The sequence below is a fragment of the Winogradskyella damuponensis genome (assembly GCF_039538385.1).
GTDB lineage: Bacteria > Bacteroidota > Bacteroidia > Flavobacteriales > Flavobacteriaceae > Winogradskyella > Winogradskyella damuponensis.
Map to the genome: position 1 here is coordinate 90,996 of NZ_BAABCB010000020.1, position 23,303 is coordinate 114,298.

The following is a 23,303-nucleotide window of genomic DNA, read 5'->3' on the forward strand; positions in this document are numbered from 1 at the left end:
TATTAATTTCACATTTTTCACTTTTCTATCCGCACCAATAACATACGCTTAACAACCTATTCAAACCCTACTCTCAAAAGTCCCGTTCAATACGTCTTTAATATCTCTTTCTAAACGATTAATAGTATATTTCTGCGACCAATTTATGGCATCTTTAGCCATAGAATCCAAATTGGCTGTTTTAAATATTTTGATAAACTCGGATATGGCAGCATCTAAAGTTGGCTCTACAATTATACCTCGACTTCCATGGCCGAGCATCCAACTTACGCAAGACACAGAAGTCGACACAGGAATACAGCCATAAAACATGCCTTCAGCTACAGCTTTAGGCCAGCCTTCACTCTTCGATAATAAAATATTAAAATGTGCCTTTAATAATGCAGCTTTCACAATTGATTTATCTTGGTTTCCTTTTATGTTTATTTGATTATTTATGCCGCGTTCTTCTATATAACTTTTTATTTCTTGCATTAAAGGGCCATCTCCAAACAGTTCTAATCGTGCTGGAATACCCTGCTGATTTAGTTGTTCTATAAACTGAATTGTAAGTAAGGGGCGTTTCCCCGGCACCAACATACCCGCAAATACAAATACTAATTCTTCTGTATAATCTTTTGCCCTAAAAGCGACGCGCTCCTCAACTTTATAGGTTGCTGAAATAAAAGGATACACATTTGATGTTTCCCCTGGCCAATCACCATATACCAACACCTTCATATTCCGAGTAAGAAAAGTATTTCGTAGAATTGACTGTTGTAAGCGATAAGACCATGGTTGGTTACTATTGGGATCCCAATTCCCAGCATATTTAGTTGATTTATTTTTCCAAGGAAATACTATTTGTACAAAACTAGCTACTAAACATACATTTGCAGGACAACGCAAATGAATGTGATCTGCCCATGCCATCGCTCTTATCATTTGAAACACAATTAAAGGCATAAATAGTATAGCCTTAATGGTATTTAAAATAGAATTAAAAGCAAAAAAAGGAATATAATAACGCTTAATTGAGTTCGTACTAAAAGGTTTAATTAACACATCGTCTGGATATGAAAATGGCGCTAATATCCGTTGTTCATCTGCATATTTAAACCAAACATCCATTTCATTAACATACGGGGAATAGGACCAATATTTGCCATCTTTCAAAATGGTTGGAGCTAAAGATATAATTAACAATTTCTTTGTTTTATTATTCATATATACCCATTTGAATTATGATTATTTATTTTTATTGCTGGAACTCCCAACACTGTTGTATTACTTAAGACATCTTTTGTAACTAAGGAGTTCGCTCCTATTACGGCTCCATCACCAACATTAATTTTACCAGCCACAACAGCATTGGCACCGATATACACATTATTACCTATTATAGGAACACCTCGCTTATCTTTAATACCACTAATACCAATAGTAACCCCTTGGGAGATGTTGCAGTTATTTCCAATAACCGCATTTGCATTAATAATAATGCCTCCAAAATGTCCAATATAGAAACGTTCACCAATGGTAGATGCGTATGGCAATGATATACCTGTTATAATCTCTATAGATTTTTGAGCTATTAAACAAGGAATTAATAATACGCGTCTCAATACGTTCGGCATATTGCTAACATAAATAGAGTTAGATATGCGATACACAAATAATGCCCACAGTCCTTGTTGAGTAAGTAATAAGACTAAACTATTAGTATTACTATACTCCTTATATTTAGCTATGTCTTTTTTAAAATTATTAAACATTATGCATAATTTTAGGCTTATTAAAGATTAAACTCCACCATCCTACTATTCTTCCTACGGCATCAGTTAAGGCTGATTTTCTTTCATTAGTAGTAATAACATTTAATAAACGAATGAACAACAATACCCCATGAACTGCGTGCCATTTAAATTTTGCCTTAATACTAGGATGTGGATATTTTACTCTCCAAACATACCAACCATTTCTTAAAACCATTTTTCCATACTTATACATATTAGGTCGCCCAGCGGCATCGTGATAATGACTTAATTGTACTTTAGTATCTATGACATTTTTTCCATAATCTAATGCCCGAATACTGAAATCAGCATCTTCATAGAGTCCATAACCCTCAAAATATGTTGAAAAACACAGATGTTTAAATAGTGTTTTTCGGAAAGACATAGACATCCCGATTAACAAATCTACTTCATAACACTTACCCGTTAATGGATAGCCACTTGTACGACCATGTGAAAATTCAGGCATACAGTTAGAAGCTAGTTGAGATGTAAGCCCCAAATAATTTCGAAATCTATTTCGTAAACCCTCAGGGTAAACGTATCCATCAAGCTCATAATACGAATTTGAATTATATTTTTTATCTACATTCTTTGGCTCCCATCGATTTTCGTTTATGGCAACCCCTCCTACACCAATAATATTATTATTTTCATTAAATGTATGTATAACTTGTTTAAAATAATTTGGTTCTAAAACTGTATCATCATCTAAGAAACACACGATTTCTATATCTTCTGACACCCTAGAAATTCCAAAATTTCGTTGTTTGGTTAAACCCCTATTTTTTTCATCGACCTTATAATAACTTAAATTTTCAAAATTATTATGAAGGATTATTTCTTTAGTTTCCTCATTATTAGAACCGTCAACAATTAAAATTTCATTTGGATATAAAGTTTGCTTATTTACTGACTTAAGTAAAGTCAATAATGCTTTTGGGCGCATATAGGTGCAAATAATTAAAGAAAACGTCATTACTTATTATACTTTAAACACATTAGGTATTTCTCTAAATAACCATCTAAATTAAAATAGGCAACCCATAAATTACGATTTTCTTCTTGTTTGGCTACGAAATCTTGATCTGAAAGCTTATTATGATATGCCTCCAAAGCTTCTGGAAGCTTATTAACATTAGCTTCTTTAATACGCATTTTATGATTTTCCCATTTAATACTTTCAGGCAATGGTAAATTACATTCGGTATCTATTAGCACTGGAATCCTCCCAGTAGCAAGAGTTTCATGTAAACGAACCAAGAAATTACCAACACCGCGAATACACAAAGCATATGGGTTAAAAAATATATTTTCAAAATATTCCTTTGTCGTTTTTTCTCTTAAAACAACGCTATTAGCACCCGCACGATATTTAGAACGATAAATGAAATTTGTATGCACTTTATCTGTGTTTTCTAATTCTTTTAATCTTCTACTTCTTATTACCGAAGATGGATAAAAATGTTGATGACCACTGACTATAATATTTAGAAACCGTTTAACATTATATTTTAGAAAAATTGCAGCTTCTTTTAACCATTTTAAAGCGCTACCATCAGCGTGGCCCACAAATCCAATCTCTAGTACTTTATTTTTTTCAATTAGTGTAAATTTATTATTCAAACTATTTTGATAAGGGTCTGAAACAAAGCAAGACATTATAAATGTTTTAGACTGATCGTAAGTTATATTAAAGCCACCACATCTAAGTGTATAAACATCATCTTTTAATGTTGTTTCTTGATCTCCAGCACCATATACCCAAACTGGTATTTTATATGTTTTGAATAGCTTTAAAAATTTAAAATATACCGCTCTGTTGTGTTTTAAAAAATATTCAACATGTAATGGTAATATCAATATATCAGCCTTATTTATGTCTACAGTTATTTTATAAAAATCTTTAACTAATGGGATATGTTTATAATGTAATCCTAATAACTGGGGAAAAATAATCCCTCTATGTTGTTCGGTTAAAAACGATGTGTCTATGTAAATATTTAACATCGATTAATCTTTAGCTACACTCGGGCCTGCAAAAGTAATTATTTCGTAGCCATCAAATTTTTTAGTCACATAAGGATATCCTAATTTATCAAAAAAGGACTCTAACCAAAGGTAAGTTGCTTCTCCATTGACAAAATGGTATGATGCTATTGCTAAATTAGGTTTATATTTTAATAACGTTTCAACACAACCCTCCATGGCTTGTATTTCCGCTCCTTCAATATCCATTTTTATAAAATCTAATTTTTTAATTTCTGCGCTATTCATCCAAGAATCAATTGTAATTGCTTTCTTTTTTACAATTTTTGAATCATCTGAAAACCAGATAGCAGATGATGCCACGTTACCAGATTCACTAAAATCAACATAAGTTTCTTCATTCCATAATAATTCTTCACAAATAGTATAATGACCATCAAATTTATTTAACTCAAAATTATCTTGCATCATGCCAATGTTAATCTTATCAGGCTCAAAAGCATATACATGTCCCTTTTTTCCAATTTTATTTACAAACAATAGTGAAAGAAATCCTACATTAGCACCAGCATCTAACACAATGTCACCTTCTTTTACTTTATGAAAAAATTGGTAATTATCAAAATCGGCTACTGTATTATATAAAGGTTGTTTGGTAAAAATGTTTAAACTATCATATCTAGTTTTATAAATAACACTATTAGAATCACTCTTCTTTAGACCGAAACCTACGTTACGAGTAATTAAATTATAATATAAAAGCTTCAATCTTTCCTTCACCAAACTATTTGGAAATAATTTAGACAGACTTTTTTTAATTCTTTTTTTTAGTTTCATTTAATCTTGCTTTATAAAACTCAATATTTTTTTTGGCTTGTTTGTCTATATCAAAACGTTCTTCGACAAACTGTTTAGCTGCTTTCCCCATATTTAAGCATAAATCTTCATTTTCTAATAATGAGACAATTTTGCTAGCATATAATTCATGTGCTTTAGGGTGAATTAAAAAACCACTTTTTCCATCCTCCATTAATTCTTGAGCCCAACCAATGTTACTATTTACCACAGGTTTTTGTAATGACATAGACTCAATGGTAACCATGCCTAAAGTTTCTGCAAACGTTGGAAACACACATACATGAGCGTTCTTTATAGAATTTTGAACTTCGTTATATGGTACTTTCCCTAAGTATTGGACATCTCTTAAATTAATATCATTAAAACGCTCTTTCATTAATTCCCAAGTTGATGAACTCCCCGTTACAATATCGGGTGCGTCACTTCCTATTAAAACTAATTTAGCTGTAGGGACTTTTTGTTTCACCTTTTTAAAAATCTCGGGTAATTCTAATACCCCTTTTTTTCTAACTAATGTACCAATATATAGAACAGTATTTGTTTCAAATATGGTTGGTTTATCATTTATAAAATTTTCTAGCTGTAAACCATAATGAATAGTTTCTATAGCTTTTTTATCTGAGATTTTAAATAGTTTTTTAGATAATTGTCCTGCAAAAGCCGTAGGTGCAATAAAGGCTACTGCTCCTCTTACAGCTAATAGTTCAAACAGTATATTTTTCAACTTCTGCTTTCTATTCTCTAAATAACAAAAATAGCGATCACTGCCATGAAACCTCATTACAACAGGTATAGAAAACCTCATCAATGCACTTATACCTGTCCAATCTGCAACTTCTAAAACATCGATATTTTCTTCAGAAATTACCTTTTGAATAGAATGTTGAATATGTTTTCTGTATCGAAACCATTTCGCAAATCCATAAGTTTTGTCTCCTATTAAATAAAAGTGAATGCCATTTTCAATAAAATAATCATCTTTATTTTGACCATAAATAAACACATAAATGCTATGCCCCTGCTTTCCCAAGGCCTTTGTTAAGTTACCAACACTAGTTCCTAAACCTGCAGCATATTTGACCTTAGAATGTGGATATTCTGGAGTTAAAAAGGCTATTTTTAATTTTTTTTCAGGCATTTATCAATTCACTTATAGTTTTCCAAATTGTTTCTGAAGATTTGCTTGGTGTCTCACCTACAATTCTTGAAAACCATTGCTTTGTTAATGGTACTGGATTAACATTTTTATCTAATAGTAATTGAACTTTACTTTTCAATTCCGTTTTACTTTTAGCCCAAACTACAGCATCTTCGCTAGGCATAGACCTAAAATGCACATATTTGTAGTTTTGTCCTATATCTCTAATCCCTTTTTTTAATTGTGGTTGCTCGTAGTTATAGTAAATACAAGGTTTATCGTGTATAACGAAATCAAACACAGTGGATGAACATACATTTGTAACCATTTCTGTATGGACACAAACATTAACGAGCATTTGAAAATCGTCTTTAGACGGAACAATTTGATCCCAATTTTTACCGATTGGCTTCCATATTGGTGCTAGTGGAATAATGACATCTTTATAATTTTCTAATATGGGATTATATCTATCCGTAAAATCTACAGGGCATTTTCTATATATTATTCCTAAATTATAGTTTTCTTTATTTAATGCTCTAACTGCTTTGGCTAAATCTTCTAAATAGTATTGATCTAGAGGTGAAGTGGTCTCGTCATCTCCAGAAAAGCAGATATATTTTTTTTCTAAATCTAAATTGTATTTCTTAAAAAAATTTGCTTTAGACATCACTAAAGAAGCATCATAATGAGGTTCGAATTGTGGAGTACCTGTTACTTTCACTTGATCCTCTGATATAAAAGAATAATAATAAAGTAATTCCTTTTTCATGTGTTCACTCCATACGTAGTAATAATCGGTTTCTACTACCAACATAGCTTTAGGCACATTATCCCATGAGTATATAAAAGTTGCTGTAGGAATTCCTAATTCTTTTGCCGCTAACAAGGGAGCAATTGCTTGTGTTGATCTCTGACTTGTACATAAAACCATTTCTGGCTTATGTTTCTGTAATTGATTCTTACAATAAGCAAATTTGGATGTTCCCTTTTCTGTTTTTTTTATTTTTTCTCTTAATTTTATAATATCTTTCTCTGATGAACCTAATCCTATATAGGCGCTCATAAATGAACTTTTTACAATGTTTCTTAAACTATTATATAACAAAGGAAATTTATAAGTTTGATAAACCTCATCATTAAATTTTTTGGTCCAATAATTAAGTTCTTTTCTTTTTCTAACACGACTGTATAATTGCGTTAGGATATGAGTGGTTTTGTCTTCAATTTTTAATTCTTGAAAATTTAATGAATCTGTAATAGAAAAATCTGTAATATTCCAGTACCATACATCAACCCCTTGCTTTTCACCCTCTTGTTTAAAATTTGTTAATGCAAAATTCCTAAGTCCTACGCCATCTGGAAAGAGCACGAATACTTTTTTATTCATTTTTAATTATAAATTATTCCTTCAAAAATAATATTTTAAATTGTTAGTGAAACTTTATTATGCTTTATTTGAATTAAAATTAAACAATGAATTATTCCAGTAACTTTAATTATATATATTTGTCTTTGATCATTTTTTGACTAATACTTATGAAAATTATAAATTATAAAAAACCTTTTGTTATTGCAGAAATTGGATGTAATCATAAAGGAGATATAGAAATCGCTAAGGAACTTGTAAAAGTCGCTAAAATTTTCTGTAATGCCGATGCTGTAAAGTTCCAAAAAAGGAATAATAAAGAATTATTAACAGAAGATCAATACAAGGCACCACACCCTAATCCTGTGAACTCTTACGGAGATACATATGGCTCTCATAGAGAATTTTTAGAGTTTGATATTGAACAACACCGAACTTTAAAAGCCTATTGTGAGGAAATAGGTATTGTATACTCAACATCTGTTTGGGATACAACTTCAGCTAAAGAAATAGCTTCTTTAAACCCTGATTTTATTAAAATTCCTTCCGCTTGTAACAACCATTTTGAAATGCTAGAATGGTTATGCAAAAACTATTTTGGGGAAATCCATATTTCTACAGGAATGACTTCGAAAGATGAAATTGAAACTTTAATCAATTTCTTTGTTGAAAGAAAAAGAAACCAAGATCTTGTTGTCTACAATTGTACTTCGGGCTACCCTGTACCTTTTGCTGATGTTTGTCTATTAGATATTACATTATTAATAAATAAATATAGTGACATTGTAAAACATATTGGATTTTCTGGACATCATTTAGGTATTGCTGTAGACATAGCCGCATACACATTAGGGGCAAATATTATTGAGCGTCACTATACCATAGACAGAACTTGGAAAGGAACCGATCATGCCGCTTCATTAGAACCAATGGGATTACGCAAACTATCTAGAGACCTAAAAGCCGTAAACCAAGCACTTAGTTTTAAACAAAAAGACATTCTTGAAATTGAACAAGTACAACGAGACAAACTAAAATATAGAACAAAATAAGTCTCAAAAACAGGAAAAGCATAATTTGCTTTTCCTGTTTTAACATAAGTTAAAAACGTTTATTATAGTTACTAATCCATTCACAAGCCTCCCTAATTGCTCCTTCTCCAGAATTAGATTTTAATAATACATCGGCAAACGGTTTCACATGTTCTGTTCCGTTTCCTGGCACAAATGACCAACCAACACTACATAGATTTGCTAGGTCGTTAACATCATCACCTATATAAGCTATTTCCTCTAAATTCAAATTTCTTTTTTCTCTTAAGTCAGCCAAAAAAGCGTATTTATCTTTTACTCCTAAAAAAACATCTTCAATATTTAGTTTTTTCATTCTGGCTGCAACTAATGGCGAGTTTTCCGATGTCATCACCATAACTTTTACTGACTCTTGTCTTAAAATCTCAAGTCCCATACCATCTCGCATATCAAATGTTTTGGTATGTTCACCTTCAGCAGTATAACTAATTGTGCCTTTTGTGAATACACCATCAACGTCTAAAACAAAATGAGTAATCGGTTTTGGTGCTCGTTTCTCTTTTAATCTTTGTATTAATAATTGTTCTACAATAACCCAGTCTTTTAATGAGTCGATTTCCGTAAGTGACTCCTCACTCATTTCAACGGTTCCTATATTACCACTAATTCTATTATTACTTTCTATAAACGCTTTTTTGGTTGTACAATATACAGCACCATTTTCAATTAATAAGCCTTCAAAATCTTGTCTTCTCGGTCTTTTAAAAAGGTTATAATTAATAGGTTCACCGTGAGAATTCCATATAAACCTGTGAGAATTAACTACGGTTAATGCCGCATCATATAATTCGTTTTCAATTTTATCAATGCAATTATTTATATCTTTAGATACTGTTAAAGGCGAAGTTGCTTGTAGCAAACATAATATATCGAACTTATAATCTATTAGTTTAGAGAACTCTATCATTGCAGATTCTGTAGACGCTGAATCATCGGCATTTTTACTTCCTCTTAAAATTACATGCACTTTATCTGTCCAATGATATTCTTTTTCAATAAAACTTACAACTGACGTGTCATCAGTAAATACATAAACTTCATCTAGCTTTGAAAAAATGGCTTCTTTTAATACCCAACAAAACAATGGTCTTCCAACCATTTTCTTTTTATTCTTGTTCAAGATTCCTTTAGATCCCTTTCTTATAGGTATAAAGCCTATTGCTTTCATATATTTAAAATTTTGATGGTTTATTTAGTAAAAATTTAATACGGAATACTAACCGTTTAAAACTATAATATATATCTAGAAATAACCTTTTAAAGCTTCCGTAAACATCTGCAAAAAATTGCTTAACGACATCTAAAAAATTAAAATCTGTATGCCATAATTGATAATTCCCGACAATATCATTCTTAAACCTAAAAAATTTTTGCTTTCTAGTTCTCTTTATTTCATAGCTAAAAATAGCATTAACAAACTCAATATGGTATCCAACGTCTAAAACGCGTTTACTCCACTCCTTATCTTCAAACGTTGATACGTCTTCTCTAAATGGGTGTTTCTCCCAAACCTTTTTATTAAAGGCAGACCCTGAAAAAATCAATCCTGACCTGTTCGCATCCTCAGTCGCTGAAATATTATTAATATAATTTCTGTAATCGTTAGGACTATGCAAACATCTTAACCCAGCTAACTTAGGATTTTTGTGAAATTTTTCTAATATCAATTTAAAAAAATCATGGCTAATTGGGTAAGAATGTGCACTAAAAATAACAACAACAGGAAAGGTCGCTGCCTTTGCTGCTATATTTGCACTTCCACCGTAACTAAACTTTTTAACCGTAACAACCCTAGCTCCAAACAATTCTGCTGTTTCAATGCTACCATCTGTAGATTCATTATCTATTACTAAAATTTCTGAAATATCTTCAGCGTATCTTTCTGTAAGATTCTTTAATAAAAAAGTAAGAGCTTCTTTTTGATTTTTATTTCTTATAACTACCGAAATCATTATTTATAATTTTGAAACAAGCCTAATTTCTTTAATTTTGTTATTAGTTTTCTCCCCAGCCTATACTCTAAGGACGCTTTTATTTCTTGATTTTTTACTCTTTGTTCTTTTAAATCTTCTAAAAGAGCTTCAATTAAAAGTTTAAAATTATTCTTGTACACGTCTTGGTGCTTGATAAAGATATATTTCATAATTTTTTCCTTATATAACCTATTCGTTTCAATTAACATAGAATTATCTTTTTTTCTATAAAAAAACAAAGGCTCTTCAATAATCTTAAATTCCCAACCCTTTTTTAAAATTGAAATCCAAAATTCCCAATCTTCAAACCCATATTTCATACTTTCATCATAACCATCAACCGAGACCCAACATTTTTTTCTAAAAAGAGACGTAGCTATTAACTTATTCTCAAATAAAATATCTTTTAAGCTATTTCCTTTAGGTTTAGAAATCTTAATGATCTGTTTTGAGGATTCTTTAAAATGTTTACTAGCACAAGATACGATGCCAAGTTTATCATCTTTAAATTCTCTTAAAACAAGTTCTAAATATAATTTATCAATTAAATCATCTGAATCTAAAGGTAAGATATACTCCCCTGTGCTTGCTTTAATTCCTGCATTTCTAGCACTTGGTAAACCACCATTTTCTTTTTTAATATAACTAAATCTTGAATCTCGCTTTAACCATGTGTGTGCGACGTCTTCTGTATGATCAGGGCTACCGTCATTAACTATAATACACTCCCAATTTGAATAGGTTTGCATCAAAACGGACTCTAAGGTTTCATCTAGAAAATGAGCTTGTTTATAACAAGGTACAATAATGGATACTTTTGATTCTTTCATACAGTGTTATTAAAAAACATATTTATTTCTTTATTATACCGCGCATCTCCTTTGTTAAAAAAATAATATGTAAAACCTATAGCATTTAACTTTAACCTAAGCAAAGCGTTAACTGATTTTAAAGAATTTAGCTCTTTTAAAAATAAACTCAAATGCTTTTTTAATAGTATCTTTTTTATATTTTTTATACATTTTTCAAGTGCAATATTACTATTTTTTTCATCACTCTCTTCTAATAAATAGTTATAGATTTCTTTCCAAACAGATAATTCTGAAACCACATCATTAATATTATTTTCATTAAACTTATGGCTTATAGATTGCTGATGCATTCTTGTTTTAATTAATACTTTTTGAATATTAATTCCCTTTAATCTATTTTGCTTTAAAACTCGGAAATTAAAATCTAGATCCTGAGCCCTTGATAAATCTTCTTTAAACCTTATGTTATTTACTATTTTTCGAGAATATAGTATACTTGGAGTATTTAACACTATAGCAAACTCTAAAAAATTCTGCGTTATTTTTTCTAATTTATCTAAATTATAAGCCCTACGATAATACTCCTCGCCTCCAAAAGTTTCGAATCCACATAAAGCATAATCAAAGGGTTTCGGTTTAGAATAAACTGCCAAAATTTTCATTTCAATAGCTTCTTCTAACAACAGGTCATCACTATCAAACCACTGGATAAAATCTCCTTTACTAACCTCAAACCCATAATTACGAGCTCCGTTTCCTCCCGGTAAATGACTATTAGATCTGTGGTGGTATTGAAATCGAGCATCCTTTTTGCAATAGCTTTCCATGATCTCAGCCGTATCATCAACACTACCATCATCTACCACAATACACTCCCAGTTCGGATAAGTCTGGTTCAAAACTGAATCGAGGGTTTCACTAATAAGATGTGCCCGATTAAATGTTGGGATGATAATAGACACCAATGGTTGCTTGGTCATTTCTAACGTTATTTTTTAATATAAGTATTATTAATTACTTAAATATAATGAGATCCTTTTGTCTTATTCACAGCATAACTCTGGCGAACTGCTTTTTCTAATTTTTTAAGAGTTTTATATTCTTTTTTTAATCCTTTATAATTGTAAAAACTTAATAGAAAAGCTGCTTTTAAATATTGTTTTTTTGCATATTTAAGTTTTAATCTTAATTGGCGTAGTGCTTCTTTGTTATTAACATCGGCAAAACGGACTTTAAACTTTCTAATCGCTAAAGCGAAATAAGCCTCAGTATATTTTTTAGGTTGAATAGGTTTCCGCTCGGCTCTATCATGAATGACATACGATTGAGGCAAAACGCCAATTTTGAATCCGTGATATAAAACACGCTGGCAATAATTATCATCTTCAGCATAATGAAAAAATAGCGGATCAAACCCACCAACAGTTTCCAAACATGCTTTAGAAATTAACCAAGCCGCAGCATTTATAAAAGGGACCTCATAAACCGCTTTCAATGTATTGCCTAATACAAAATCAGAATAAAACTGACCCGAACACTCTTTACGCATAAAAATAGAGAAATTCTTATCTAATTTTATCTGATCACCAGTAATATGAATAGGGCTTAATATTCCATGCTTAGGCTGCTTTTTTTGAAACGCTACCAAATCATTTAAAACCGTATCTACTAAATAGGCATCTTGGTTTAATAAAAACACATGTTCAGCACCTTTATCTAAGGCATAACGAATACCTAAATTATTTGCTTGACCAAAACCTAAATTCTCTTTTTGTTTAAATAGAATGACATTTGGGTAATTTTGCTCAATAAAAGCAACCGTGTTATCGATTGAAGCATTATCAATTATAATTACAGGATAATCCGCACAACTTTTTAAACACTGATCTAGCCAATGCATACCGTTATATGTTACTATTATTATATAGGTCAATGTGCTTTAATTTTTATTCCATTTATTTTTAAAACGTTCTATCTCTACTTCTGTGTAAAAATGTTTTACATAATCAGAATTATATATTCTATTAATGTATTCTGTTGGTAAACTTATATTGGTTTTAAAATCTTTATATACGTTATTAATAGATTTAGAGCTTGCTTCATTAGCTGAAATCAGTTCTATTTCTTCACCAAAAAAATCAACCATAGACTTGTCAAAAGTTTCAGTAATATTTTCAATTTTAAGCACTAATAGCGATATGTCCCCTTTCTCCAAAATAGAATACCCTTTTTCTTTATTAAAAGTACTTAGAAGAACGTCCATATCGAAGACATCTTTTAATTCAGAATTCAACCACTCTAAATGAGAATCAATAACAAATTTATTATAGAAAAAATCATATAGCTTAGAGAGATCATTTTTCGGTGTAGTAATTTCAAAAGGGTAATTATTGTTTCTTGACTTAAAGACATACACATCATGCTTTTCTTCAAAATCAATCCACTGAAAAAACAAAGATATATTCCTACTAACAGGCTCTCTTATGACTGTAATTAACTTTAAATTTATAAATTTATTTTTTTTTATAATATCGCTTAACCATTGTGGTTTCCATAACAAATCTGTTGTTAGGTGTCTAGGGTATTCATTCTTACCGTAAACTTCACTTTTAATCATTCTCTCTCTCTCTCGAAGGTAATAGTCATTTAATCTGTGTAAATGAAAAACATCTTTGTTTGGGTATACTCCTATTAATGACTCATATAAGGAAGTAGATGCTACTTTGCCCATAGTATATATTAGAATCAACTCGTTTGAAAACTTGCTAGATTTAGACAAATTTCTTTGATATATATATTTATCAAAATAATAAAATGATCTTAAATAACTAAGTAATTTACGTTTAACTTTTTTTATAAGTTTCATTTATAGTCTAATTTTTGTAAAATTATTAACCACAAGTTTCATACTATGTTTTATTGATTTGATTTTACCATAAACATTATTTTTTTTTCTAAAATTAGAATATAACAACAAACTGGAAGCCTTAGCAAAATCTAAAAAATAAATTTTGTGAGAATAGTCTAACACAGTTTTTGAGATAAAACTTTTTAGCTTATAAATGTTAAAATCTGTATTATAGTTTTTAATATATTTAGCAATAACATAATCTAATTTCATTTGTTTAGAAGTTACCTGTCTCGAAATGCCTCCCTCATTTTTTCTATATACTGCAGTAACATCTTCTAATAACTTAATAGAACCAAAGCAGGACACTAACAAAAACAAGGTTCTATCTGCTGACAAAACTTTTTTTGGAAAATCATTTTTAAATACTGCTTTTCTAAACATAAAAGTTGCAGTGTGAAAATGTCTAGACTCTAACAAGTCATTTGTTTGTAATTTAGATTTCAACTTAGATTTAAATAAATGTTCCTTAGTTGAGCCTTCATACTTTACTAAGGAATTTGTTGCAATACCTGAAAAATCATTATGTGCTTCTAAAAAATCTACCTGTTTCTGTAATTTTAAAGGATCAGTCCAATAATCATCCCCATCTAAAACGGCAATATATTCTCCAGAACATTGTTGTACCGCAAAAACAAAATTTGGAGTGATTCCAATGTTCTCCTTTTGACTAAAATATTTAATCTTACCAACTAATTTATTTTCGTTAATAAAATCAACTATAATAGAATCTGTAGAATCTGGCGAACAATCATTCGACAATACAATTTCAAAATCAAAATCACAATCTTGTTTTAAAACACTTTCTATAGCTTGTTGAATATAATTTTCATGACCATAAGTAATCATGCAAACTGAAACTTTCATTTGCTTTTTTATTTTGAAATAATCTTTCCAGGAACGCCGACTACTGTACAATTATCCGGTACATCTTTTATGACCACCGTCCCTGCACCTACAATTACATTTTTACCTATTTTAACATTAGGAATTACAACAGCACTAGTTCCAATGCTAGTTCCATTGCCAATAATACAATGCCCTGAGATATTTACATCTGGTGAAATCTCTACGAAATCCCCTACTACACAGTCATGTCCAATTGTTGCATTTATATTTATCAAACAACCTTTTCCAATTTCGATACTATTGGTTACAATAACACCCGACATAATAGAAGTCCCCATCCCTACCTCTACGTCAAAACTACCTACTTCACTATTTTTAGAATAAACTGTTAATGGCTCAGCTCCTAATTCCATAAATTTCTGATATAAACTTTGCCTGTGCTTAGGCTGTCCCAACCCTAATACAAATGATTTATCTTCTGATTTCGACAAATAAGATTTTACCGCATCAAAAGATGTTAATAACCTAAACCTATCATAAATTTTTAAGGGTAAATCAGTGCTAACATTATCAAAAAACACAATATCGTCATCATGCAGATCCATATCTACAGATACAATTTGTAAAATTTCTTTAGCAAAACCTTTGGCTCCAATAATTATCATAGTAATTGTTCTTTTACAATATTAATAATTTGGTTCAAATCCTCTGATCCTAAACCAGCATAAAGAGGTAAACATAAAATTCTTAATGATATAGATTCAGAAATTTCCATACGTTGCTGCTCAACATATGGCAATCTATTTAAAGAAGGATAAAAATAACGTCTAGGAAAAACAGAATGTTTTTCTAAGGCCTGTTTTACTTTTAATAATTGCTTTTCATCTTCAAAAATAATAGGATAATAGCTATAGTTCCATTCAGTATGGCTTCTAATTTTAAGTAACTGTAATTTTGTTGAAGTAAAGGCTTCATTGTAGCTGTCAACTACTTTTTTGCGCTCTGAAAGTATCTCATCCATATACGGAAACACCGATAATCCCATTGCTGCCTGTGGTTCGCTCATTTTAGCATTTATTCCTAAACTACTAAAATGCTCTGGTCCATCGTGTCCAAAATTATGATGTGAGAATAAGTTTTCAAAATAGGTTGGCTTACAAAACAAAGCACCTCCTTCGCCAGTATGAAATAGCTTTGTAGCATGAAAACTACAGGTACTAACATCTCCAAAGTTAAAAACAGATTTCCCCTTATAAGTCACCCCAAAACAATGTGCTGCATCATAAATAACTTTTAAATTGTATTTTTTTGCTATCACTTCAATAGCTTCTATATGACAAGGATTCCCAAAGACATGCGTGGCTAATATAGCTGAAGTTTCTGGAGTTATAGCGGCTTCGATCTTAGTTTCATCGATAGTAAAATAATCTTTATCTACATCTACAAATACAGGTGTACAGCCTTCCCAAACGATACTACTAGTCGTCGCTACATAACTAAAAGGTGTCGTAATAATTTCACCTTGTAAGCCCAATGCTTTTATGGCTATTTGCAAGGGTAAAGTCCCATTGGTCATAGCAATGATATTAGACAACCCTAAAAACGATTGTAATTTAGCTTCTAATTCCTTAACCAAAACCCCTCTGTTAGTCATCCACCCAGTATCCCAAGCACGTTTTAAAATTGCTTGGTACTCTTCTTGTGGTGGTAAAAATGTTTTGGTGACGTTAATCATTTACTTCGATTTATTTGCATGTACTTGATAATTATCTGGTAATTGAATATTAAAAAAAGCACCTAACTTTTTCCATTTATCAGTATCTTCAAGCTGAGCTGTAAATAAAGAATTTGGACTAATTGCATTAAAAAAATCTACAATTTCTTTATTTCTTAAATTATATACATTTTTATAATGTGTTCTATGAGTTTCATTAATATCGAGAAGGTTATCTGTTTTACGGATGGCTTCATAAAAATGTTTATCAGAAAAAGTCTCATAAAACTCTTCTTTTCTATTGTAAATGCTAGAGTGCCTAAATGTGTTACCTAATGTTTTACCATTAGAGTGACTCATCATAGAATTAAACCATTTATCTGCGTCTCTTGTGAACAAAATAAATTTAGCATCGGGAAAGCGGTAATATAGCACTTTATAGAAATCCACTTCCCACCACGGATTATCTTCAAAAACTTGATAATTTCTAAATTCTTTAGAATTAAATATACTCTCATAATCACCTAAAAACCTTTTCACAGACCAATTATTGCTTCTATTGGTATCATAACTTGCTACTCTAAACCCAAAATCTTTAAAGAATTGTCCCACGGAAGTTGTCCCTGTTCTCTGAAATGAAATACAAAATATTTTACTTTTCTTTTTCTTAAACATTTCTGATACGTTTATAAATTAACCCATTCAAAATTTGGTTTTAAGGCACCTTTAGTTTTCCCCATCCACTCACCTAGTTCAACCCCTTCATCTATAACATTAAAACTTAACTGATCTTTTGCAACAAACAAAGACTTTTTACCATCCGTTATCAATACATCAACAAATAAAACTCCTTGATTGAAAAAATTTTTAGGAATTATCATTTTTTTAGATTGTATATCACCTGTTTCAGTATTAAAATAATCCGACGAACAAACAAATAGAAAATAACCTTGATCATCTTTAAATCGTAAAACCGATTTGACCTTTTTCTTTCCACTATTCTTTAATTTTAATGAAAACTCAATAGACTCTGTTCTTAAAATAGGTTCTCCAAAAGATTTGCCTATTGCTTTAACACCAAATTCTAACAATTCAAATTTTAGCCCTTTAAAATCATCAGAACTAAAATATCTTATTTGATTGGCTCCTTTATCATTGCCTATTTTTAAATAATGATCTACACATTCGTCTGTTTTACCAGTAAATACAACATTGCCATTCTCCAAAACAATACCTCGTGTACACAAACTTTTTACCGCTGCCATATTGTGGCTTACAAATAATACGGTTCTACCATCGCCTGTACTAATATCCTGCATTTTACCAATCGCCTTTTTCTGAAACTCAGCATCTCCAACGGCCAAAACCTCATCTACCACCAAAATATCCGGTTCTAAATGCGCAGCTACCGCAAATGCCAACCGCACTTTCATACCAGAACTATAGCGCTTAACAGGAGTATCTACATATCTTAAACAGCCTGAAAAATCAATAATTTCATCTATTTTAGAATTGATTTCAGCTTTGGTCATTCCAAGGATAGCGCCATTCAAATAAATATTTTCTCTCCCTGTCATTTCAGGGTGAAACCCAGTACCTACTTCTAATAAAGACGCGATTCTTCCTTTGGTTTTAATCTGTCCTGTTGTAGGTCCTGTGACACGAGATAAAATTTTTAGTAAGGTTGATTTGCCTGCCCCGTTTTTTCCAATAATACCAAGAACCTCACCGCGCTTAACTTCAAAATTGATATCTTTTATTGCCCAAACATAGTCGGACTCACCCTTCGAACTTCTATCATTAGCTTCACCAACTTTTAAATAGGGGTCTTCTTTACCTATAACTTTATTAAACCAGCGGTTAAGGTCGTGACTAATTGTACCTGTACCAACAAGTCCCAATCGGTACTGTTTACCTATATTTTCTACTTTTAAAATTATTTCCGAACTCATTATATGGTATCAATAAAGCTTTTTTCAGTTTTATTAAAAATAATTAATCCTATCAGAAAAATTATAAAACTTGTTATTATAGTATATATTAATTTATTGATGTCTAATTCTCCAACACCAAAGACCATGGACCTAAATGACTCAATGATAATAGCAATGGGGTTCCATTCTATTAACCAATAATAATTAGGCAATTTATCCTTAAAATAAGACATTGGATACATGACTGCTGACCCATACATTAATAATTGCACACCAAATTGAACTAGAAAAGTTAAATCTCTATATTTGGTAGTCATTGAAGATATTATCATACCAAAACCTAATCCTAAAAGCGCCATTAAACCTATTAACAGAGGTAAAAGCAATAAACTTAACTGTGGCATAACATTAAACGTACTACCTGTAAAATATAGGAAATAGATATAAAAACCTATAAAAACCAAAAGCTGAATACCAAATTTCAATAAATTTGAAACGACAACAGACATAGGCATTATAACTCTAGGAAAATATACTTTTCCAAAAATGTTTTCATTCTTTTTAAAGGTATCACTAGTACCAACCAAACAGTCTTTAAAATAGTTCCAAGATGTGATACCTGCTAAATTAAACAGGAAATTAGGCACACCTTCACCAGTAGGAATATCTGCTAGGTTATTAAATATTAAAGTAAATATTAGTGATGTAAATAAAGGTTGAATTAAGTACCAAAGCGGTCCGAGAACCGTTTGTTTATACAATGTTATAATATCCCTTTTTACAAATAAAAATAATAAATCTCTATAATTCCAGATTTCTTTAAAATTAAGATCTAGAAGTTTCTTTTTTGAAGAAATGACATATAACCAATGCTCTTCTGCAGTTTTCAATTATAAACTTGTTTTTTAATAATATTGCGAATATAAGAAAGGAAAATTACTTAAGTTAATAAGTCTTTTGAATTGTATAAGTATTATAGTGATTTATCATTTTCATTATCCCTTCTTCTACAGTAACTAAATCTCTTCCTAGTAAGGATTTCATCTTAGTTATATCAGGGCATCGTCTAGTCATATCGCCTTCTTTTAAAGATGGAAGAAAAATGATTTCCGATGTTGAATTAGTAAGCTCTATAATTTTTTCTGCTAAATGTAATATGCTTATTTCATCACCATTACCAATATTTAAAACATCATTAACATACGCATCTTCATATAAGGCTTTAAGGCAAGTATCTACATTATCATCAATATAACAAAATGAACGTGTTTGATCTCCATTACCATAAATTGGAATAGGCTGATTATTCATTGCCAATTTCAAAAATCTAGGCATTACAAAATCATTACTCTGAAAAGGCCCATAGGTATTAAAAAAACGAAAAATTGTATAATCTAAATCGTTTTCCTTTTGATATGCTTTAAGAAATGCCTCACCAACATTTTTTACAATGGCATAAGGTAATCTTGAATTTAAAGGTGTTGTATTTTCATTTTGAGGAATTTCAAAAGGCTCCCCATAAACTTCTGATGAACTCGAATAAAAAACACGTTTTACACCAGAATTTTTAGACAATGACAGTATATTCTTTATACCGTCTATATCATGTAAGACATTTATTGGGTTTTCTAATGTTCTTTCAACACCAACAACTGCTGCAAAATGAAAGACATAGTCGAATTTAAAAGTTGCAAAGATTGAGATAATGTCATTATAATCATTGACATCTGCCTTTATAAACTTAATATTTTCTTTTTTAGGAATTTTGGATTTTTCTCCAGTAGAAAGGTTATCTATAATTACAACCGTTACATTTTCTTTTAATGCTAGTTTAGCAGCAATCGAACTCCCTAACTGACCAGCACCTCCAGTTACTAAAATATTTGTCATTAATAATTAATGTTTATATTAAAGTTTAGAAATATCAGGGGAATACACTAGACCTTATTTAATTAACTCGGAATAAAGATATTAATTTTAAACAAACAAATCAATTATAGATAAATTTTCTCTAATTAAAAGAATCCCAAGTAATTTTTAAACCTTCTCTTACAGTATATTTTGGTTTATAACCTAATAAATTTTGAGCCTTTGAAATATCAGCTAAAGAATCTCTTACATCTCCCTGTCTATTAGGCCCATAAACAGCCTTTAACTCAGAATTTGCTGCAATACGCAATGATTCCCATAAATAATTTATAGTAATACGCTCACCACAAGCTACATTAAAGACCTCATTCTTCGCTTCTTTAGAGGCAAAAAATCCTTTTACATTAGCCTGAACCACATTATCTATAAAAGTAAAATCTCTTGTTTGCTCACCATCTCCATTAATTTTTGAAGGCTCATTATCTTTAAGCGCCTGCATGAATAATGGAATTACAGCAGCATAAGCACCACTAGGACTTTGCTTAGGGCCAAATACATTAAAATATCTTAAGCCAATTACATCAGTATCGTAAGTTGTTCCAAACACATCAGCATACAATTCATTTACGTATTTTGTAACAGCATAAGGAGACAAAGGTTTACCTATAGTATCTTCTACTTTAGGCAATGCTTTACTATCTCCATAAGTTGAACTAGACGCTGCATAGACCATACGTTTTACGGTAGGACTATCCTTTAATGCAATCATCATATTTAAAAATCCAGAAATATTAACTTCATTCGTTGTTGCTGGATCATTAATAGAGCGAGGCACAGAACCTAAAGCTGCTTGATGAGAGACATAATCAATCCCATCCATTGCTTTTTTACAGGTTTCTAAATCTCTGATATCTCCTTCTATAAGTTCAAAGGCAGGATTATCCATAAACTCAGTTAAATTTTCACGATGCCCATTAGAAAAGTTATCTAAAACTCTTACTTTTTTAGCATTATACTTTAATAAGTATTCTGTTAGGTTAGAGCCAATGAAGCCTCCACCTCCCGTGATTAAAAAACTTAATTCGGATAGGTCTACTGTGTGATGTGGGTTTGAATACATTATAATCTTGCGTCTACGGCGTCTAAAGGAAGTAATGATTTTACATCGAAAACAACACCTGTTTGTGACTTTAATTTAGTAATATCTAATTCTAAGAACTCATTATGCGAAACCGCTAAAATAACAGCATCGTAATCTGAACTTAAATCTCCAAAATCAGTAATTAGGTCGAAACCATACTCATGTTTCACTTCTTCTTTAGAAGCCCAAGGATCATAAACATCTACATTTACGTGGTATGTTTCTAACTCTTCTATAATATCAATAACTCTAGAGTTTCTGATATCTGGACAATTTTCTTTGAAAGTTGTTCCTAAAACAAGGGCTTTAGATCCTTTAATCGTAGCTCCTTTTTTAATCATCATCTTAACAGTTTCGGTTGCAACGTAGCTTCCCATACTGTCATTCATCTTACGACCAGCTAAAATAATTTCTGGATTATAACCAGACTCAATAGCTTTTTGTGCCAAATAATAAGGATCTACTCCAATACAGTGACCACCCACTAAACCTGGTGAGAATTTTAAGAAATTCCATTTCGTACCAGCAGCTTCTAACACCGCTTTAGTATCAATGTCTAGTAATCTAAATATTTTAGACAATTCATTTACAAAAGCAATATTGATATCTCGTTGAGAGTTTTCAATAACTTTAGCCGCTTCAGCTACTTTTATCGAAGGAGCTAAATGCGTACCTGCTGTAATTACTTTTAAGTATAAATCGTTAACTTTCTTAGCTATTTCTGGTGTAGAACCAGAAGTCACTTTTAAAATTTTAGTTACAGTATGTTGTTTATCTCCTGGGTTTATACGTTCTGGCGAATAACCAGCAAAAAAATCTTTGTTATAAGTTAAACCTGAAACCTCAGCTAAAATAGGGACACAAATATCTTCTGTTGCACCAGGATAAACCGTTGATTCGTATATAACAATATCATTTTTAGACATCGCACGACCTACAGTTTCACTAGCCTTTATTAAAGGTGTAAATACAGGCTTATTTAATGCATCTGTTGGAGTTGGCACTGTAATAATATATACATTTGTAGCAGCTAATGCCTCAACGTCATCTGTAATATATAAACCTTTACTAGAGTTTAAGTCTGTAGTTAAAACCGATTTTAAATTCTCGTTATCAACTTCTAATGTTTTATCTAAACCAGTATTTAATTCACTGATGCGTTGTTTATTAATATCGAAACCAACTACAAAGAATTTCTTTGCAAACTCTACGGCAAGAGGTAAACCAACATAACCTAATCCTATAATTGCAATCTTATCTTCTGAATGTGTCATTTGTTTAAAGTAGATTTTAAAATGAATGCCAAATCTAAGTAAAAACTATAATTAAGAACATACTTTTTATTGATTTTCACTTTATCTACCCAAATAATCGTTCTATTGTAGTTATCTGGGTCTTTTTGACGCTCTAATACACGTTCTTCATTCCTATATTTTAAAGTGGCTGGACCAGTAATCCCCGGTTTTACCATTAAAATAATTCGATCTTCACCTTTTAACTCATCGGCAAAACCCTGCAAATCAGGTCTTGGACCAACAAAACTCATATCACCTATTAGTACATTAAATAATTGAGGCAACTCGTTTAATTTAGTACGTCTTAGGTATTTTCCAATAGCACTAGCACTCTGATCTAAATGACCTAATTGATGCTTACCCTCTTTTAAGGTTCTAATTTTATAAATTTTAAATAATTTACCGTGTTGCCCCACACGTTTCTGTGAAAACACACCAAACTCCTTAGTATCTATAGCAGCGATAATAATAAGTACAAGAATAGGAATGATTAATAAAGGCAAAACCAATAGCACTAAAACTAAATCAAAAATACGTTTGATTAGAAGTTGAGTTTTAGTGATCAAAATACTTAATAATTAAAACGAT

Annotated in this window: 24 protein-coding genes; 1 reads left to right on the top strand and 23 read right to left on the bottom strand. The window is 30.8% G+C overall.

The genetic code is table 11. The annotated features are described in order from the left end of the window. Positions 1–60 precede the first annotated feature (60 nt). From ABD730_RS12240 to ABD730_RS12270, 7 genes are read right to left on the bottom strand one after another with little or no spacing between them, the layout of a single operon-like run. Positions 61–1,206 carry a glycosyltransferase gene (locus ABD730_RS12240; protein WP_344714930.1) on the bottom strand — a complete coding sequence of 382 codons (1,146 nt, stop codon included), beginning with the start codon at positions 1,204–1,206 and terminating at the stop codon, positions 61–63. Then, positions 1,203–1,754 (bottom strand): serine O-acetyltransferase, encoded by a 552-nt coding sequence (locus ABD730_RS12245; protein WP_344714932.1) that lies wholly within the window; start codon positions 1,752–1,754, stop codon positions 1,203–1,205. Before ABD730_RS12245 ends, ABD730_RS12240 begins: the two co-directional genes overlap by 4 nt. Beyond that, complete coding sequence (locus tag ABD730_RS12250; RefSeq protein ID WP_344714934.1) at positions 1,747–2,754, bottom strand: glycosyltransferase family 2 protein; 1,008 nt, start codon at positions 2,752–2,754, stop codon at positions 1,747–1,749. Before ABD730_RS12250 ends, ABD730_RS12245 begins: the two co-directional genes overlap by 8 nt. Continuing rightward, complete coding sequence (locus tag ABD730_RS12255) at positions 2,754–3,785, bottom strand: hypothetical protein (RefSeq protein ID WP_344714936.1); 1,032 nt, start codon at positions 3,783–3,785, stop codon at positions 2,754–2,756. The genes ABD730_RS12250 and ABD730_RS12255 overlap by 1 nt, the downstream gene beginning before the upstream one ends. A 3-nt stretch (positions 3,786–3,788) precedes the next feature. Beyond that, a complete protein-coding gene (locus tag ABD730_RS12260) occupies positions 3,789–4,601 on the bottom strand; it encodes an FkbM family methyltransferase (protein ID WP_344714938.1) in 813 nt (270 codons plus the stop codon). Beyond that, the gene (locus tag ABD730_RS12265) at positions 4,579–5,760 is read right to left on the bottom strand and encodes a glycosyltransferase family 4 protein (protein ID WP_344714940.1); all 1,182 of its coding nucleotides are present in this window, start codon (positions 5,758–5,760) and stop codon (positions 4,579–4,581) included. The genes ABD730_RS12260 and ABD730_RS12265 overlap by 23 nt, the downstream gene beginning before the upstream one ends. Continuing rightward, positions 5,753–7,150 (bottom strand): UDP-glycosyltransferase, encoded by a 1,398-nt coding sequence (locus ABD730_RS12270; protein WP_344714942.1) that lies wholly within the window; start codon positions 7,148–7,150, stop codon positions 5,753–5,755. Before ABD730_RS12270 ends, ABD730_RS12265 begins: the two co-directional genes overlap by 8 nt. A 149-nt stretch (positions 7,151–7,299) precedes the next feature. On the opposite strand from ABD730_RS12270, the gene ABD730_RS12275 reads away from it, so the two are divergent. Then, entirely contained in the window at positions 7,300–8,181 is an 882-nt protein-coding gene (locus tag ABD730_RS12275) for an N-acetylneuraminate synthase family protein (RefSeq protein WP_425583549.1), read from the top strand. Between the two features lie 49 nt (positions 8,182–8,230). Here ABD730_RS12275 and ABD730_RS12280 read toward each other — a convergent pair whose 3' ends face one another. From ABD730_RS12280 to ABD730_RS12355, 16 genes are all read right to left on the bottom strand, one after another. Beyond that, positions 8,231–9,388 (bottom strand): cytidylyltransferase domain-containing protein, encoded by a 1,158-nt coding sequence (locus ABD730_RS12280; RefSeq protein WP_344714944.1) that lies wholly within the window; start codon positions 9,386–9,388, stop codon positions 8,231–8,233. A 4-nt stretch (positions 9,389–9,392) separates the two neighbouring features. Then, a complete protein-coding gene (locus ABD730_RS12285) occupies positions 9,393–10,172 on the bottom strand; it encodes a glycosyltransferase family 2 protein (protein WP_344714945.1) in 780 nt (259 codons plus the stop codon). Continuing rightward, positions 10,172–11,023 (bottom strand): glycosyltransferase family 2 protein, encoded by an 852-nt coding sequence (locus ABD730_RS12290; protein ID WP_344714948.1) that lies wholly within the window; start codon positions 11,021–11,023, stop codon positions 10,172–10,174. Before ABD730_RS12290 ends, ABD730_RS12285 begins: the two co-directional genes overlap by 1 nt. After that, positions 11,020–11,985 carry a glycosyltransferase family 2 protein gene (locus tag ABD730_RS12295; protein WP_344714949.1) on the bottom strand — a complete coding sequence of 322 codons (966 nt, stop codon included), beginning with the start codon at positions 11,983–11,985 and terminating at the stop codon, positions 11,020–11,022. Before ABD730_RS12295 ends, ABD730_RS12290 begins: the two co-directional genes overlap by 4 nt. A gap of 38 nt (positions 11,986–12,023) precedes the next feature. Continuing rightward, positions 12,024–12,905, bottom strand: coding sequence for a glycosyltransferase family 2 protein (locus ABD730_RS12300; protein WP_425583550.1), 882 nt, complete (start codon positions 12,903–12,905; stop codon positions 12,024–12,026). A 39-nt stretch (positions 12,906–12,944) separates the two neighbouring features. Further along, a complete protein-coding gene (locus tag ABD730_RS12305) occupies positions 12,945–13,871 on the bottom strand; it encodes a putative capsular polysaccharide synthesis family protein (RefSeq protein WP_344714952.1) in 927 nt (308 codons plus the stop codon). Beyond that, the gene (locus ABD730_RS12310; protein WP_344714954.1) at positions 13,872–14,780 is read right to left on the bottom strand and encodes a glycosyltransferase family 2 protein; all 909 of its coding nucleotides are present in this window, start codon (positions 14,778–14,780) and stop codon (positions 13,872–13,874) included. Positions 14,781–14,788: 8 nt separating this feature from the next. Beyond that, positions 14,789–15,427 (bottom strand): acetyltransferase, encoded by a 639-nt coding sequence (locus ABD730_RS12315; RefSeq protein ID WP_344714956.1) that lies wholly within the window; start codon positions 15,425–15,427, stop codon positions 14,789–14,791. Beyond that, a complete protein-coding gene (locus ABD730_RS12320; RefSeq protein WP_344714958.1) occupies positions 15,424–16,497 on the bottom strand; it encodes a DegT/DnrJ/EryC1/StrS family aminotransferase in 1,074 nt (357 codons plus the stop codon). The genes ABD730_RS12315 and ABD730_RS12320 overlap by 4 nt, the downstream gene beginning before the upstream one ends. Next, the gene (locus ABD730_RS12325; RefSeq protein WP_344714961.1) at positions 16,498–17,151 is read right to left on the bottom strand and encodes a sulfotransferase; all 654 of its coding nucleotides are present in this window, start codon (positions 17,149–17,151) and stop codon (positions 16,498–16,500) included. It abuts the gene before it with no gap. 11 nt (positions 17,152–17,162) lie between these two features. Next, positions 17,163–18,428, bottom strand: a complete 1,266-nt coding sequence (locus tag ABD730_RS12330) for an ABC transporter ATP-binding protein (RefSeq protein ID WP_344714963.1) — start codon at positions 18,426–18,428, stop codon at positions 17,163–17,165. Next, entirely contained in the window at positions 18,428–19,300 is an 873-nt protein-coding gene (locus ABD730_RS12335; protein WP_344714965.1) for an ABC transporter permease, read from the bottom strand. Before ABD730_RS12335 ends, ABD730_RS12330 begins: the two co-directional genes overlap by 1 nt. 55 nt (positions 19,301–19,355) lie before the next feature. Beyond that, positions 19,356–20,300 carry an NAD-dependent epimerase/dehydratase family protein gene (locus ABD730_RS12340; RefSeq protein WP_344714968.1) on the bottom strand — a complete coding sequence of 315 codons (945 nt, stop codon included), beginning with the start codon at positions 20,298–20,300 and terminating at the stop codon, positions 19,356–19,358. A 121-nt stretch (positions 20,301–20,421) separates the two neighbouring features. Beyond that, a complete protein-coding gene (locus tag ABD730_RS12345; protein ID WP_344714970.1) occupies positions 20,422–21,399 on the bottom strand; it encodes an SDR family oxidoreductase in 978 nt (325 codons plus the stop codon). Beyond that, complete coding sequence (locus tag ABD730_RS12350; protein ID WP_344714972.1) at positions 21,399–22,694, bottom strand: nucleotide sugar dehydrogenase; 1,296 nt, start codon at positions 22,692–22,694, stop codon at positions 21,399–21,401. The genes ABD730_RS12345 and ABD730_RS12350 overlap by 1 nt, the downstream gene beginning before the upstream one ends. After that, the gene (locus ABD730_RS12355) at positions 22,691–23,281 is read right to left on the bottom strand and encodes a sugar transferase (protein WP_344714974.1); all 591 of its coding nucleotides are present in this window, start codon (positions 23,279–23,281) and stop codon (positions 22,691–22,693) included. Before ABD730_RS12355 ends, ABD730_RS12350 begins: the two co-directional genes overlap by 4 nt. Positions 23,282–23,303: the final 22 nt, after the last annotated feature.